Below are 14,486 nucleotides of genomic sequence, written 5' to 3'. Positions count from 1 at the left end.
GCCTCATGACCTATGCCCCCTATCCGGCGCTGCGTATGCGCCGCACCCGCGCCGCCGCCTGGAGCCGGGCGATGTATGCCGAAAGCCGTCTGTCGCCCAGCGACTTCATCTGGCCGCTCTTCGTCACCGAAGGACAGGGCGTGGCGGAGCCCATCGCCGCGCTTCCTGGCGTGTCGCGCTGGTCGGTGGACCTGATGGTCGCGCGGGCGAAGGAGGCGCGCGACGCCGGCATTCCCTGCCTCGCCCTCTTCCCCAACACCCAGGCCGATCGGCGCAGCGACGATGGCGCCGAAGCGCTCAATCCCGACAATCTGATGTGCCGGGCGATCCGGGCGATCAAGGACGCGGTGCCCGATATCGGCGTGCTGACCGACGTTGCGCTCGATCCCTATACCGCCCATGGTCAGGACGGGCTGCTGGACGAGACCGGCTATGTCGTCAACGACGCCACCATCGACGTGCTGATCGGCCAGTCGCTCAATCAGGCGGCGGCGGGCGCGGACATCATCGCGCCCAGCGACATGATGGACGGCCGCGTCGGCGCGATCCGCGAGGCGCTGGAGGAAACCGGCCATGCCAATGTCCAGATCATGGCCTATGCCGCCAAATATGCCAGCGCCTTCTACGGCCCGTTCCGTGACGCGGTGGGATCGCGCGGGCTGCTCAAGGGCGACAAGAAAAATTACCAGATGGACCCGGCCAATGGCGAGGAAGCGCTGCGCGAGGTCGCTCTGGACTTAGCGGAAGGCGCCGACAGCGTGATGGTTAAGCCCGGCCTGCCCTATCTCGACATCGTTGCCCGGGTGCGCGACCGTTTCGCCGTTCCCGTCTTCGCCTATCAGGTGTCGGGCGAATATGCGATGATCGAACATGCTGCGGCAGCCGGTGCGGGGGATCGCGATGCGCTGATCCTCGAAACGCTGATGGCGTTCAAGCGGGCGGGCTGTTCCGGGGTGCTGACCTACCACGCCCTCCACGCGGCAAGGCTGCTGGGTGCCTGATGCGGATCGGAACACGGTCCCGCTTCGTTCTCACCATCTGTGCGGGCTCGTTCCTGCTTTTCCTGGTCCAGCCGATGATTGCCCGCATGGCGCTGCCGCGTCTGGGCGGCGCGCCGTCGGTGTGGAATTCGGCGATGCTGGTCTATCAGGGGCTGTTGCTGGCGGGCTACGCCTATGCCCATATGCTCGGCCGCTTTCCCGCGCGGCGGCAGGCGATGATCCATCTCGGCCTGTTCCTGGCTTCGGCCACCTTCCTGCCGATTGGGCTGGCGGGCTGGCAGCCGCCCGAAGGGACCGAGCCGGCGCTCTGGGTCCTCTGGCTTCTGGGTGCGTCGATCGGCCCGCTTTTCTTCGTCGTTGCCGCGCAGGCGCCGTTGCTCCAGCGCTGGTTTGCCATCGCCGACGGGAGCGATCCCTATCCGCTCTACGCCGCGTCGAATTTGGGCAGCTTCGCCGGGCTGATCGCCTATCCGCTGCTGGTGGAGCCGCTGCTCACCCTCAGGGCGCAGAGCATTTTCTGGTCGCTCTGTTATGGCGCGCTGTTCTTTCTGGTCTACGCCAGCGCCCGCCGCCTGCCGCCCGATGGACCAACAGCGGCAACAGCGGAAGAGGGTGCGTCGCCATTGCCCGACTGGCGTGTGATGCTGCTCTGGACCATGTTGGCGGCGGTGCCGTCTGGATTGATGCTGGCGACCAGCCTCTACCTCACCACCGACATCGTCGCCATGCCGCTGCTCTGGGTGCTGCCGCTCGGGCTCTACCTGTTGAGTTTCACTCTGGCTTTCGCCGTTCGGCGCGGCGCGGCAAACCTCTGCACCCTGATCGCGCCGCTGCTGCTGCTGATCGGTGCCTGCATGGCCTTTACCGGAGGAGTCCATTTCCCGGTTTTCGTCGCAATGGGCATATTGGCGGTGTTGTTCGTGACCGCGACGGCGCTTCACGCCCGCCTCTATGATCTGCGCCCGGCGCCAGCGCATCTGACGCGATTCTATCTGGTCATGTCGGTCGGTGGCATGATCGGCGGGCTGTTCTGCGCGCTGATCGCGCCGCTCATCTTCGATTGGACCTATGAATATCCGATCCTGCTGGTCGCTGCTATGCTGCTGCTCCCGCCGCGCGAGCCTTTCCTGCGCCTGCCGCGCCTGTTGTGGGAGGACCCGCGCCGCCGTGTGTGGCTGGGCGCGCTGATGCTGGTCGCCGGCCTGCTGTTGTCGGTGATCGGCGGCGGCATATTGGTGCCGGAATGGAAATCGTCGCTGCTCAAGACGATCAGCTTCCTGGCCATCATCGCCATGGGCGTGATGGCGCTCGGCCATCGCCTGTTGACGGCGGGAATGCTGCTTTATCTGATGCTGTGCCTCAGCGGTTGGGACAAGTTGTCGCAGTCGGTGTCGGGTATGCTCACCCGCAGCTATTTCGGCGTCTATGGCGTAGCCGACAGGAGCGGGTCGGAGCGCATCCTGTTCCACGGCACGACCCTGCACGGCATCCAGAATCGGACGCCCGGCCGGGAACGCGATCCCACCAGCTATTATGCGCCGGAATCGGGCGTCGGCCTGGCGTTGCGCCAGGCGCCGGCGCTGTTCGGGCCTAAGGCGCGCATCGACGTGGTGGGCCTGGGCGCGGGCACGCTTGCCTGCTATGTTCGTCCCGGCCAGAGTTGGCGCTTCTACGAGATCGATCCGGCCATGGCCGCGATCGCCCGCAATCCGGCCGACTTCACCTTCCTGTCGCGCTGCCAGCCCCATGCCGACATCGTCATTGGCGACGCGCGCATGACGCTGGCGCGGCAATCGGCGGCCGGTGCCGACCTGCTGGTGATTGATGCCTTTTCCTCCGATGCCATCCCGATGCATCTGCTGACGCGCGAGGCGCTGGCGATCTACGGTCGCCGACTCGCGCCCGACGGCCTGCTGCTCATCCATATTTCCAACCGCTATCTCGACCTGCGCCCGGTGCTGGCGGCCGGAGCGAGCGAAGGTGGCTGGCAGGCGCGATTGCGCAACTATAGGCCGGACAAGCGGGATGCTGGCCGCCATTATACGGCATCGGTCTGGGTTGCCTTGTCGCGTGATCGGGCGCAACTGGACCGGCTGGTCCGTCGGACTGGTGCGGACGGATGGCAAACGCTGTCTGGGAGGCCCGGCTTTACCGCCTGGTCGGACGATCATGCCAGCATCCTGCCGATCCTGAAGATCAGACCATAAGAGGAAAGCCATCATGTCGGCCCCTGCCTATCCCGACGTCAGCATCATTCCCTTCGGCGGCAAGACGCCGGTCATCCACCCCAGCGCGTTCATCGCACCGGGATGCAGGATCATCGGCGATGTGGAGATCGGGGAAGATGCCAGCATCTGGTATAATTGTGTGATCCGGGGCGACGTGAACCGGGTGCGGATCGGCGCGCGAACCAACGTGCAGGACGGCACAGTGATTCATTGCGACAGCCCCGGCGATCGCGCCGACGGGCGGCCTGCCGAGGGGTGGCCCGCGATCATCGGTGAAGATGTGCTGATCGGCCATATGGCGATGATCCATGGCTGCGTGCTGGAGGATCGTGCGTTCGTCGGCCTGGGCGCGATCGTCATGAGCGGCTGTAAGATAGAAAGCGATGCGATGCTGGCTGCCGGCGCGCTGTTGTCGCCGGGGAAGAGCGTGCTGCACCGCCAACTCTGGGCCGGCCGCCCCGCCAAATATATGCGCGACCTCAGCGACAAAGCGCTGATCGACATGCGCGAGGGCGTCGACCATTATGTCCACAATGCCAAGGCGCACAAGGGCGCGATCAAGGCGGCGGAGGGGTAGGGCAGGCACGAGGATTAGAGCGCACTGCGTCGTGTCGGATGCCGATCGCGCGCGCTAAGTCCTTGTCGTTCTGCCGTTCGTTTCGAGCGAAGTCGAGAAACGCTGGCATTGCGCTATCCGCTTCTCGACTTAGCTCGAAGCGAACGGGGCAAAGTAAAGGCATCACGCCCTGCTGGAATGGATGGTTTGAAGACGGCCAGCTTTCGCTGTCATCATCATCTTCTTCACTGGCATAACGGGATATGGTCGCTCCGTCGCCCACGCGCTTTACGGTTGCGGCAGGCGCGCCTTCATCGCATCGATGCGGTCATTCTGCTGGTCGACCAGCGTCAGAGTGGCGCTGCGGGCCGCATCGATATCGTCCAGCCCGCCCCGCGCCTTGCCATCGGCGACAGCGTTGCTCCGCTCGACATAAAGCGTGTCGAGGCTGGCGAGCGCGGACACGCTGTCGTTGCGCGCAGCCTCCAGCGAACTGATCGCGACCTGCGCCGCGACCCAGACATCGCTGGACACCGACGCGCCCGCTGCCGCCCTCACTGTCTTGTCGGCATTGGCGTAAGCGGTATCGAAGGCGGCCGCACCCTGGTCCGCCTGCGCGACATGGCGGGCGATTTCGGCGGACAGCTGTGGGTCCGCCGCCACCGGCGCCGGCGGGGGCGCGACCTCCGCGATGGGGGCGCCTTCGATCGCGCGCTTGGCGAGCGACGGATAAGTTTGCGGCGCCCCAGCACAGCCGGAGAGCAACAGGGCCAGTGCGGCGAAGAGGCGGCGCGGAGTCATGATCTGCATCTAGAGTGATTTCGAGTGAAATGGAACATTTCACGGCCCGGAAATCACGGAAAACAAAAGCCATGGGCGGGCGGGGCGCGGGGCGCTATGGTCCAGCGCGGGTTCAGCGCGGGAGCGCCGCCGCCTCGCGCGCCAGCGCCTCGATCTTCGCGGGATCGACCGGCCCCTTGGGCACGACCCAGCTGCCGCCGACGCATTTGACGAAGGGCTGGGCCAGCCATTCGGGCGCGCTCTGCGCCGTGATGCCGCCGGTCGGACAGAAGCGCGCCTCATAGAGCGGCGCAGCCAGCGCCTTGAGCGCCGGCAACCCGCCCGAGGTTTCCGCGGGGAAGAATTTGAAATGGGTCAGGCCCATGTCCAGCCCACGCATGATGTCGCCGGCGGTCGCAGTGCCGGGCAGGAAGGGCAGGCCAGCCTCGATCGCCGCCTTGCCCAGCGGCTCGGTCAGGCCGGGGCTGACGGCGAAGCGCGCGCCCGCTTCCATGGCGGCGTCCAGTTGCCTGGGGCCGAGCACCGTGCCGGCGCCCACCACCGCGCCCTCGACCTTCGCCATCTCGCGGATCACCTCCAGCGCGGCGGGCGTGCGCAGCGTCACTTCCAGTGCGGGCAGGCCCCCCGCCACCAGCGCCCGCGCGATCGGCAGCGCATCTTCGACCTTCTCGACCACCAGCACTGGGATCACCGGGGCCAGTTCCATAACCTGGGCGACGGTCAGGCTCATTCTCAATTCTCCCTAAAAGCGGCTGCGGCCCCGAACAGGCCGATTTCCTCATGGATGGCGCACCGTATCGGTATGGTCGCCATCAGGCTTTCGAACCGGCCCTTTGCCTTGAAGCGCGTATGGAAACCACTCTGCGCCAGGACGTCGCGCATCCGCTGGGTCAGGCCGCCCGCCAGCACGACGCTGTGCGGACCATGGGCCAGCGCCAGGTCGCCCGCCACCGAGCCATAGCTCAGGCAAAAACGTTCCAGCGCCCGGCGCGCGAAATCATCGGTATCTTCCAGCGCCGCCTGCCACAATTCGGGATCTTCCATCAGCACGACGCGATCATGGCCGATCGTCGCCAACGCCTTGTAGATATTGTTGAGGCCGGGACCGGACACGATCCGCTCGGTCGACACGCGCAGGAACTTGTCGCGCAGATAGGCGAGGATCTTCTCCTCCAGGGGATCGAGCGGCGCGAAATCCAGATGGCCACCTTCCGTCGCGATGACATGAGGATGGCCATTGTCATAGGCGATCATCGCCACACCCAGCCCGGTGCCGGGGCCAAGCACCGTGACGCCGCCGTCGCGCGGGAAGGGGCGGTCCTCGCCGAACAGCAGGGGCAGATTTTCGTCGGGCAAGCGCGACACGGCATGGGCTACCGCCTCGAAATCATTGACCAGCCGCACGGTGCGCACGCCCAGATCCTCCGCCAGCGTATCGGCGCGGATCATCCAGTTGCTGTTGGTCAGCTTGATGATCTCCCGCCCGATCGCGGTGGCGAAGGCGATCGAGACGGCATCGGGCAGGGGGCCGTCACCTTGCTTCTGCTCATCCTCCGAAAAGGCGGCCCAGCAGGCTTGCAGGCTGGGGTAATCGGCAACCTTATATTTGCGCACGGCGCCCAGCGTCGGCACGCCCCTGGCATCCAGCGAGGCGCGGGCGAAGCGGGCGTTGGTCCCGCCAATGTCGGCGGCGATGATGTCGGTCATCAGGGCATCCAATTCTCTCGACCGTCATCCCGGCGAAGGCCGGGATCTCACTTTCTGTTCATCAACGCAGGATGAAGAAATGAGATGCCGGTCTTCGCTGGCATGACGGGTGGAAGTTACAGTTCGCTTTCCATCGCCGCCAGGATCGGCGACGCGCCGGCTTCGGCAAGGTCGCTATGCTGGCGGAACAGGGCGAACAGTTCGCGGCCGGTGTCATAGGGCGGGGGCGGGGCGGCGGGCACGTCCCGCGCGTCCCACGTCGCCGCATCGACCAGTGCGTCGACCGTGCCGGTTTCCGCGCAGACCCGCACAATGTCGCCATCGCGCAGCTTGCCGATCGGTCCGCCACCCAGCGCTTCGGGCGACAAATGGATCGCCGCCGGCACCTTGCCGCTCGCGCCGGACATGCGCCCGTCGGTCAACAGCGCGACCTTGAAACCGCGATCCTGCAAAACGCCCAGCGCCGGGGTCAGCTTGTGCAGTTCGGGCATCCCATTGGCGCGCGGACCCTGGAACCGCACGACGACCACGACGTCGCGCTCCAGTTCACCCGCCTTGAAAGCGCGCAGCACATCGTCCTGATCCTGGAAGACGGCGGCGGGCGCCTCGATCGTCCAGCGTTCCTTGTCGACCGCGCTCACCTTCATGACGCAACGGCCCAGATTGCCCTCGAGCAGCTTCATGCCGCCATCCGCCTGGAACGGGTTGGACGCTGGACGCAGCATCGCCTCGTCGCGGGAGGCGGGGACGTCTTTCCACGTCAATGCGTCATTCTTCAGCACCGGCTCCTTGCCGTAATCGGTCAGATCCTGACGCGCGACGGTCGGGATGTCGCGATGGAGAAGTCCGGCATCGAGCAGTTCGCGGATGATGACGGCCATGCCGCCCGCCGCGTGGAAATGGTTCACGTCGCCCGATCCGTTGGGATAGACGCGCGCCAGCAGCGGCACCACGTCCGAAATCTCGGCAAAGTCGGTCCAGTCGACATGGATGCCCGCCGCCCGCGCGATGGCGGGCAGGTGGATGGCATGGTTGGTCGAACCGCCCGTCGCCATCAGCCCGATGATCGCGTTGACGATCGCCTTCTCGTTCACGCAGTGGCCCAGCGGACGATAATCATCGTTGGGTTTTCCGTCTTTGGCCCAGCCGATATCCGCGATCCGATGCGTCGCCGCGCGCGTAAGTTCGGTGCGCAGCTTCGTGCCCGGATTGACGAAGGCGGCGCCCGGCATGTGCAGGCCCATCATCTCCATCATCATCTGGTTGGAGTTGGCCGTGCCGTAGAAGGTGCAGGTGCCCGCGCCATGGTAGGAGGCGCTTTCGGACTCCAGCAGTTCCTCCCGGCCGACCTTGCCTTCGGCATAGAGCTGGCGGATGCGCACCTTTTCCTTGTTGGCGAGGCCCGACGGCATCGGCCCGGCCGGGATCAGGATGGTCGGCAGATGGCCGAAACGCAGCGCGCCGATCAGCAGGCCCGGCACGATCTTGTCGCAGATGCCCAGCAGCAGCGTGCCCTCGAACATCGCATGGCTGAGCGACACGGCGGTCGACAGGGCGATGGTGTCGCGGCTGAACAGCGACAGGTCCATGCCCGCCTGACCCTGGGTCACGCCGTCGCACATGGCGGGCACGCCGCCCGCCACCTGCGCGGTGGCGCCCACTTCACGGGCCGCGATCTTGATCTGCTCGGGATAGCGGCCATAGGGCTGATGCGCCGAGAGCATGTCATTATAGGATGTGACGATGCCGATGTTCATCGCGTCGCCGGTGCGGATGACAGCCTTGTCTTCGCCGCTCGCAGCGAAGCCATGGGCCAGGTTCCCGCAGGACAGTTGCGCGCGATTGGTGCCGGCGTCGCGGCCCCGATCGATCAGGTCGAGATATTTGAGGCGCGAAGCGGCGCTCCGCTCCACAATGCGGTCAGTGACCTTCGCGATCACCGGATGCAGATCATTCATGCCAGCTGGCTCCGTCTCGTTCGATAAGGGCAATGGCCGAAGACGGGCCCCAGTTCCCCGAAGAATAGGCGGCGGGCTTCATATTGGCCTCTTTCCACCCGTCGATGATCGAATCGATCCATGTCCACTGCGCCTCCACCTCGTCGCGGCGGACGAACAGGGTCGCGTCACCGGCCAGCAGGTCCAGGATCAGCCGTTCATAGGCGATGCGGCGGCGCTGCCCGGCGAAGGCGGCGGTCAGCGACACGTCCAGCGTCACCTCCTCCAGCCGTACCTGCCGTTCCAGCCCCGGCCTTTTGCTCATGATCTGGAGGCGGATATATTCCTCCGGCTGCAACCGGATGACCAGTGTATTGGGTTCCAGCCCCGTTCCATGTCCGTCGCGGCCGAAGATGCTGTGGCGCACCGGCTTGAACTGGATGACGATTTCGGATTGGCGTGCGGGCATCCGCTTGCCGGTGCGCAGGTAGAAGGGCACGCCCTGCCAGCGCCAATTGTCTACATAGGCCTTGAGCGCGACGAAGGTTTCGGTGTCGGACGGCTTGCCCAGTTCGTCGGCATAGCCGGTGACGATCTGCCCCTGCACCGCGCCCGGCGTATATTGACCACGCACGCTGTGGGTCTTCACCATCTCGTCGGTCATCGGGCGCAGCGATCGCAGCGCCTTCACCTTTTCATCGCGCACGGCGGTCGGGTCCATGCGCGCCGGCGGTTCCATGGCGATGATCGACAGGATCTGGAGCATGTGGTTCTGCACCATGTCGCGCAGCGCGCCGACCCCGTCATAATAGGAAACGCGGCCTTCCAATCCCACCGTCTCGCCGACGGTGATCTGGACATGGTCGATCGCGCTGGCGTTCCACAGCGGCTCGAACATGACGTTGCCAAAGCGCAGGGCCAGGAGATTCTGGACCGTTTCCTTGCCCAGATAATGGTCGACGCGGAAAATCTGGTCCTCGGCGAAAAGCGCTCCGATGCCGTCATTGACCTCTTTTGAAGATGCGAGATCCTTGCCGATCGGTTTTTCCATCGCGATCCGCGTATTCGGCGCGATCAGGCCCGCGTCGGCCAGCCCCTGCGCGGTCGGCGCGAAGAGCGAGGGCGGGGTGGACAGATAGACCGACAGGCCGCGCTCCAGCCGGCCGTCGACCCGCTCCGCCAGCGCAGCGAACTGCGCGGCGTTGCCGGCCTCGACCGGCTGATACTGGATCATGCCGCGGAAGCGTTCCGCCACCGCCGCTTCATAGCGATCGGCAGGCAGGAATTGCTGCAAGGCGGCGCAGACTTCGCCACGGAAATCCTCGTCGGACATATCCGACCGGCCGGATGCGATGATCAGGAAATCGTCGGACAACAGCCCGTCCGACAGCAGGTTGTAGAGCGACGGGAAAATCATGCGGCGGGCCAGGTCGCCCGTGGCGCCGAATAACAGGAACGTGGCAGACGGCTCGGTCAAAGGAAGATCCTTCTCCGTTTTTGAAGTTGTCTATGTCTGCACGATGCGGCCCTTATAGCGAGCCCGGATCGTTACGCAAGAAGGCTATCGAGCATCCTCCGCCGCCGCAACATAATGCCTCGCTTCTGCGGTTTGATCCGTCGAATCCGCCTTATTCCTGCGGCCGCGCCGACAATTTTCGCCGCCAGTTAAGGATATGTGCGGTCGCGAGCAACATGCTGCCGATGACGGTCGCGCCGATTTCCTGCGCTGCATCGCGCGCGGCCAATGCGCCGAAAGCCATCAGCGCCAGGCCGCACAATCCCAGCCAGAGCGGCCGCTGCGATCCATGCCGGTGGCCCTGGATCAACGCGAACAGACTCGTGGGAATGGCGAGGGCCAGCATGACGAGATGGAAGGATTCGCCCGGATTGACCCGGCTCGCAAGGGCCGGCAGCAGGGCGAATAGCAGCGGCAGGCCAAGGCAATGAATGGTGCAGAGAGAAGAGGCGCAAATCGCGAACCCATCCAGCCAGCGCCCCGGCTGCGCGTCATTGCGGACCGGCTGCTTTTCGTTGTCGCAGGAAATCATGAAATTCCTATAATGATATAATATCACATTGAGGCGGCATGTGGGAGCCGGCATCATGCCTGTCAACCGGAGAGAGGAGGCTTTTGACGCGCAATCCGATTTTCGGCTGGACGCCCGCGATGGATTTTGCCAATTGGCGGCATCGGCTTGATGGGCGGGCGGTTTTTGATCGTTCGTTGGATTCTTGCCGGTCGCATTCTGTGGACAGGATGCTTCGTGCGGGTGTGGTGAAATTGGTAGACGCGCCGGACTCAAAAAGTGGTTTGTCTACCAATCCACAGAAAATCACGACGAGTTGAAAATGTCGTGTTTTGAACAGCTTACGGGTGAAGGAGAAGTGGCTGGCGATATTCGGTTTTCGCTCTAGGTGCAGTATAGGTGCAGAGAGCGTCGGCTAGAATCGGCGGTAAATGTGCGGGTGTGGTGAAACTGGTAGACGCGCTGGATTCAAAATCCAGTTCCGAAAGGAGTGTCGGTTCGAGCCCGACCACCCGCACCATCCTTCAAAAATGAGCGAGACGGCGCGGCGAGCCTGAGCCTGCGCACTGATCACATTGCGCGGCTCAACGGCATCTCGCACGAATTCCCAGTCGCAGGGCCATGATATGGAGAGGCGGCCCAGGGGCACGGTCGACCGCTGTACGCGCTCGGATGCCTTGCGAAGCGAGAGCGCAAGCGGTCAGTGGGCTTCCTAGTGCCAATTGAAGGTGAGCGGCGCCTCGCGAAACGCGAAGCGATCGAGATGGTTGGCCACGACGTCCTTCAAACGCGCGAGCTGCTCGGCCTCGCTGGCTTCGATGCGGACCTCAAGGGTCGCCGACGCCGCGACGAAGGTTACCAGCGCATCGCCGACGAAATTAGCGCCTCGCGCGTCCTTTGGAAACGCCACTTTCCCATGCTCGGGTGTGAACACGGTCTTGAGATCGTGTGACCAATGCTTGCAAAGCTGCTGGAGATAGCGGCTACCATTTTCGGTTGGCACATGTGCGGTCTGTGTTGGCATTTAGTCTTCCTTCAAATAAAGCGCTCGGGGTGTCCCTGCTAGATCAGGTCGTCGATGCGCATTGGCAGTTGCCGCACGCGCCGCCCGGTCGCGTGGAAGACGGCGTTGGCAATGGCGCCAGCGACGCCGACCATAGAAACTTCGCCGAGGCCTTTCACGCCGACGTCGTTGAGCAGGGGATCCGGGCGGTTGATGAAGGCGACGTCGATTGCGCCGATATCGGCGTTCACAGGCACGATGTATTCGGCGAGGTCGTTGTTCAGCACGCCACCGAAGCGCGGATCGATCTCGGCAGCCTCTCGAAGGGCTGCACCGATGCCCCAAACCACTCCGCCGTGCACCTGGCTTTCAGCGGTGCGCGGGCTGACGACCCGGCCGCAGTCGACGACGCTGACGACACGCGGCACGCGGATGCGGCGTGTCGTTGGCTCGACACGCGCCTCGACGAAGTGCGCGATGTAGCTGAAGCTGACGAAGGGCTTGTACTCCGGGCCGCCAGCCGCCGGCAGACCGCGCTGAAGCCGATCGAAGACGGCATCAGGCTGGCCGGGCGCCTGCAGGCGGGTCTCGACCTCGATATAGGGGCGTCGCCAGCGCGCGAGCATCTGATGGATCGTGCCGTTGACGGTCCGGCCATTCCTGAGTTCGTCGAACCGGACCTGCATGGCCTGCACGGCCCGCCGCACGACGGGGACCGAGCTTGCCGTTCCCCACGAACCGGCGGTGACGTGCTGGGGCGCGGCGTCCGGGTCACCGATGACGATTTCGACGCGTGCCGGATCGATGGCAAGTCCCGCGGTCACGGCGGCGAGGATGGCGGTGCGAATGCCCTGACCCATCTCGTGGCCGCTGACGGCGATCCTGGTCGTTCCGTCCGCGCGGACACGAAGACGCGCGATTGCCGGGGCCATAGCGGCTTTGTAGGCGCCGACGGCGACGCCCCAACCGATCAGCGTCCCGTCGGGAGCGCGCATCGATCCGGGAGCCAGGTCGCGCCGCGACCAGCCGAAGCGCTCCGCGCCATCCCTGAGGCATTCGGCAAGAAAGCGTGAGGAGAAGGGTCCCCCGGTGACCGGATCGGTCTGCGCATCATTGGCGAGACGAAAGGCCAGCGGGTCGCGGCCGGCGGCGTAGGCCAGTTCGTCCACGGCGCTCTCGAAGGCGAAGGCGGCCGGATGCTCGAACGGCGCGCGCATGTACCCCGGCGACTGTATGTCCGTGCGCACGAGCCGTGCACTACTCGTATAATTCTCGATAGCGTAGAGCCGTGCTGTGATCTCGCTGAAGCTCGCGCGGAACGCGTCGGCGCGGCTGTTTTGCATGTCAGCATCGTAGCGCGCCGCGACGATCCGCCCATCCGCATTCGCACCCAGTCGGATTCGGTGGCGGCTGGCCGGCCGAAAGCTCGCGGTGTGGAAGAGCTGGGCGCGTGGCATGACGAGCTTGACAGGTCGCCCGAGCAGAATGGCCGCGCGCGCGGCCAGCACCGTCTGGCTCTGCAGCGAGTTCTTCTGGCCGAAGCCGCCGCCGAGATAAGCGCTATTCACCCGCACACGCGCGGGATCGAGACCGAGGGCCGCCGCCGTGCCGAATTTAAGCGCGCCGGAATTCTGCGTCCCCTCATGGAGGGTCAGCGTGCCGTCGCGCCATTCGGCGACGGTCGCGATCAGCTCCATCGGATTCTGGAACTGGGCGGGAGAAAGGTACTCGGCTTTCACGCTGAAGGCGGCAGCGGCAAGCGCCGCCTCAGCGTCGCCCATATTGTGGCCCGGCTGCGGATCGAGAGTCTCGGCACGCGCATCGTCCAGCAACGACGCAAAGGGCTCCTCCTCGTATCGGGGCTGGATCAGCGCGGCAGCCTCGATTGCGATCTCCAAAGTCTCCGCGACCACGAGCGCGATCGGTTCGCCGCGATGGACGAGTTGGTCGGACAGCATCGGCTGATGGCTCTGGAAGCCGAACCCGCCGCCCATCAGATAGCCGGCGGATTTGATCCCATCGAAATCGCGCCAGGTGAGGACCCTGAGGACGCCATCGAGGGCGGCGGCCGCATCGATATCAATAGCGGCGAGGCGGCCCCGCACGATCCGGGAGGGCACGGTCATCGCGTAGGCGAGGCGTGGCAACGGCACGTCGGCGGCAAAGCGAGTGACACCGCGCACCTTGTCATGGGCGTCGACCCGTGCGCGATCGGGATAAATGGTATCGCTCATCGGCGCATACTCCGATCTGCTGCAATCATGAGAGCGTCGGCGACTGCTTCGGCGCCGAGTGCGACCTTGAACCCGTTGTGTCGGCCGGGGCGGGCATCGGTGAAGGCCAGTCGTCCGGCTTCCAGCGCGGCAGCGCGGTCGAGACGCCGTCCAGCCAGCACGGCCTCGGCTGCCGGCACACGCCAGGGCCGCGTCGCGACCCCCCCGAGCGCGATGCGGGCCTGTCGCACCACGCCATCGTCCAGCTCCAAGGCCACGGCGGCCGAGACGAGCGCAAAGGCGTAGGACTCGCGATCGCGGATCTTGTGGTAGGTCGAGGCTTGGCCGATCTGCCCGACCGGAACCCGGATGCGAAGGATCATCTCATCCGGCGACAACACGGTCTCGAGGTGCGGCGTTTCTCCCGGAAGACGATGGAGCTCTGCGACAGGGACGCTGCGCATCCCTCCTGGTCCAAGCACATCAACGGTGGCGTCGAGTGCGACCAGCGCAACGGCCCAGTCGCCGGGATAGACCGCGATGCAGGACGAACTGCCGCCAAGCAAGGCGTGACCGCGATCCAGCCCCGCAATGGCCGCACAGCCGCTGCCAGGCGTTCGCTTGTTGCAGGGGTATTCGGGGCCGTTCCGGAAATAGGCGCAGCGGGTCCGTTGCAGGAGGTTCCCGCCGAGCGTGGCCATGTTGCGCAGTTGCTGCGAGGCCGCTTTCGAGAGCGACTCAGCGAGCACGGGAGCGCGCTGCAGAACAGCAGGGTGGGCGGCCGCTTCGCTCATGCGGGTGAGGGCGCCGAAGACGAGCTCATCCCGTTCTATTTGAATGTCACTCAGGCCGGAAATTCGGGTCACATCCACCAGATGCGACGGCGACTCGACGTCGAGTTTCATCAGATCGTAGAGCGTGGTGCCGCCGGCGAGGATGCGGGCGCCGGTTGCAGCCTGCGAGGCAATCGCGGCTTCGGGGAATGTGGCTCGTGTGTAGGAGAAGGCTCGCAT

The 14,486-nt window shown here is 65.2% G+C and carries 12 protein-coding genes and 1 tRNA gene; 4 read left to right on the top strand and 9 right to left on the bottom strand.

The genetic code is table 11. The features are described 5' to 3' along the window. Positions 1-5: 5 nt before the first annotated feature. The 3 genes from hemB to AC58EF_RS18420 are packed head-to-tail and all read left to right on the top strand — an operon-like array spanning position 6 to position 3,806. A complete protein-coding gene (gene hemB, locus AC58EF_RS18430) occupies positions 6-1,001 on the top strand; it encodes a porphobilinogen synthase (RefSeq protein WP_497277813.1) in 996 nt (331 codons plus the stop codon). Continuing rightward, on the top strand, positions 1,001-3,208 hold the full coding sequence (locus AC58EF_RS18425) for a fused MFS/spermidine synthase (RefSeq protein WP_497277812.1): 2,208 nt from the start codon (positions 1,001-1,003) through the stop codon (positions 3,206-3,208). The genes hemB and AC58EF_RS18425 overlap by 1 nt, the downstream gene beginning before the upstream one ends. Before the next feature lie 13 nt (positions 3,209-3,221). Beyond that, positions 3,222-3,806: a gamma carbonic anhydrase family protein gene (locus AC58EF_RS18420; RefSeq protein WP_497277810.1), complete on the top strand. Its 585-nt coding sequence runs from the start codon at positions 3,222-3,224 to the stop codon at positions 3,804-3,806. Between the two features lie 267 nt (positions 3,807-4,073). On the opposite strand, the gene AC58EF_RS18415 is transcribed toward AC58EF_RS18420, so the two are convergent. From AC58EF_RS18415 to AC58EF_RS18390, 6 genes are all read right to left on the bottom strand, one after another. Further along, entirely contained in the window at positions 4,074-4,586 is a 513-nt protein-coding gene (locus AC58EF_RS18415; protein ID WP_497277913.1) for a hypothetical protein, read from the bottom strand. A 112-nt stretch (positions 4,587-4,698) separates the two neighbouring features. Next, entirely contained in the window at positions 4,699-5,316 is a 618-nt protein-coding gene (gene eda / locus AC58EF_RS18410; RefSeq protein WP_497277809.1) for a bifunctional 4-hydroxy-2-oxoglutarate aldolase/2-dehydro-3-deoxy-phosphogluconate aldolase, read from the bottom strand. Positions 5,317-5,318: 2 nt separating this feature from the next. Then, the gene (glk, locus tag AC58EF_RS18405; protein WP_497277807.1) at positions 5,319-6,293 is read right to left on the bottom strand and encodes a glucokinase; all 975 of its coding nucleotides are present in this window, start codon (positions 6,291-6,293) and stop codon (positions 5,319-5,321) included. 116 nt (positions 6,294-6,409) lie between these two features. Then, positions 6,410-8,251: a phosphogluconate dehydratase gene (gene edd / locus AC58EF_RS18400; protein ID WP_497277805.1), complete on the bottom strand. Its 1,842-nt coding sequence runs from the start codon at positions 8,249-8,251 to the stop codon at positions 6,410-6,412. Next, positions 8,244-9,707, bottom strand: a complete 1,464-nt coding sequence (gene zwf / locus AC58EF_RS18395) for a glucose-6-phosphate dehydrogenase (RefSeq protein WP_497277804.1) — start codon at positions 9,705-9,707, stop codon at positions 8,244-8,246. Before zwf ends, edd begins: the two co-directional genes overlap by 8 nt. A gap of 151 nt (positions 9,708-9,858) precedes the next feature. Further along, positions 9,859-10,278: a MerC domain-containing protein gene (locus AC58EF_RS18390; RefSeq protein ID WP_497277802.1), complete on the bottom strand. Its 420-nt coding sequence runs from the start codon at positions 10,276-10,278 to the stop codon at positions 9,859-9,861. A gap of 414 nt (positions 10,279-10,692) precedes the next feature. Here AC58EF_RS18390 and AC58EF_RS18385 point away from each other — a divergent pair. Further along, a tRNA-Leu gene (locus AC58EF_RS18385) sits at positions 10,693-10,777 on the top strand. Positions 10,778-10,969: 192 nt separating this feature from the next. On the opposite strand, the gene AC58EF_RS18380 is transcribed toward AC58EF_RS18385, so the two are convergent. The 3 genes from AC58EF_RS18380 to AC58EF_RS18370 are packed head-to-tail and all read right to left on the bottom strand — an operon-like array spanning position 10,970 to position 14,486. Further along, a complete protein-coding gene (locus AC58EF_RS18380; protein ID WP_497277800.1) occupies positions 10,970-11,281 on the bottom strand; it encodes a DUF2218 domain-containing protein in 312 nt (103 codons plus the stop codon). A 38-nt stretch (positions 11,282-11,319) separates the two neighbouring features. Beyond that, a complete protein-coding gene (locus tag AC58EF_RS18375) occupies positions 11,320-13,494 on the bottom strand; it encodes a xanthine dehydrogenase family protein molybdopterin-binding subunit (RefSeq protein ID WP_497277799.1) in 2,175 nt (724 codons plus the stop codon). Next, positions 13,491-14,486 carry an FAD binding domain-containing protein gene (locus AC58EF_RS18370; RefSeq protein WP_497277797.1) on the bottom strand — a complete coding sequence of 332 codons (996 nt, stop codon included), beginning with the start codon at positions 14,484-14,486 and terminating at the stop codon, positions 13,491-13,493. The genes AC58EF_RS18375 and AC58EF_RS18370 overlap by 4 nt, the downstream gene beginning before the upstream one ends.

The organism is Sphingobium sp. WR1 (assembly GCF_059693745.1).
Note: the sequence above shows the minus strand (reverse complement) of the source record. Positions and strands in the feature narration are given on the sequence as shown.

Coding starts and splice junctions, on each gene's coding strand:
- hemB (WP_497277813.1), top strand. CDS start 6: ATGACCTATGCCCCCTATCCGGCGCTGCGTATGCGCCGCACCCGCGCC.
- AC58EF_RS18415 (WP_497277913.1), bottom strand. CDS start 4,586: ATGACTCCGCGCCGCCTCTTCGCCGCACTGGCCCTGTTGCTCTCCGGC.
- AC58EF_RS18370 (WP_497277797.1), bottom strand. CDS start 14,486: ATGCGAGCCTTCTCCTACACACGAGCCACATTCCCCGAAGCCGCGATT.
- edd (WP_497277805.1), bottom strand. CDS start 8,251: ATGAATGATCTGCATCCGGTGATCGCGAAGGTCACTGACCGCATTGTG.
- AC58EF_RS18380 (WP_497277800.1), bottom strand. CDS start 11,281: ATGCCAACACAGACCGCACATGTGCCAACCGAAAATGGTAGCCGCTAT.
- AC58EF_RS18420 (WP_497277810.1), top strand. CDS start 3,222: ATGTCGGCCCCTGCCTATCCCGACGTCAGCATCATTCCCTTCGGCGGC.
- AC58EF_RS18375 (WP_497277799.1), bottom strand. CDS start 13,494: ATGAGCGATACCATTTATCCCGATCGCGCACGGGTCGACGCCCATGAC.
- AC58EF_RS18425 (WP_497277812.1), top strand. CDS start 1,001: ATGCGGATCGGAACACGGTCCCGCTTCGTTCTCACCATCTGTGCGGGC.
- eda (WP_497277809.1), bottom strand. CDS start 5,316: ATGAGCCTGACCGTCGCCCAGGTTATGGAACTGGCCCCGGTGATCCCA.
- AC58EF_RS18390 (WP_497277802.1), bottom strand. CDS start 10,278: ATGATTTCCTGCGACAACGAAAAGCAGCCGGTCCGCAATGACGCGCAG.
- glk (WP_497277807.1), bottom strand. CDS start 6,293: ATGACCGACATCATCGCCGCCGACATTGGCGGGACCAACGCCCGCTTC.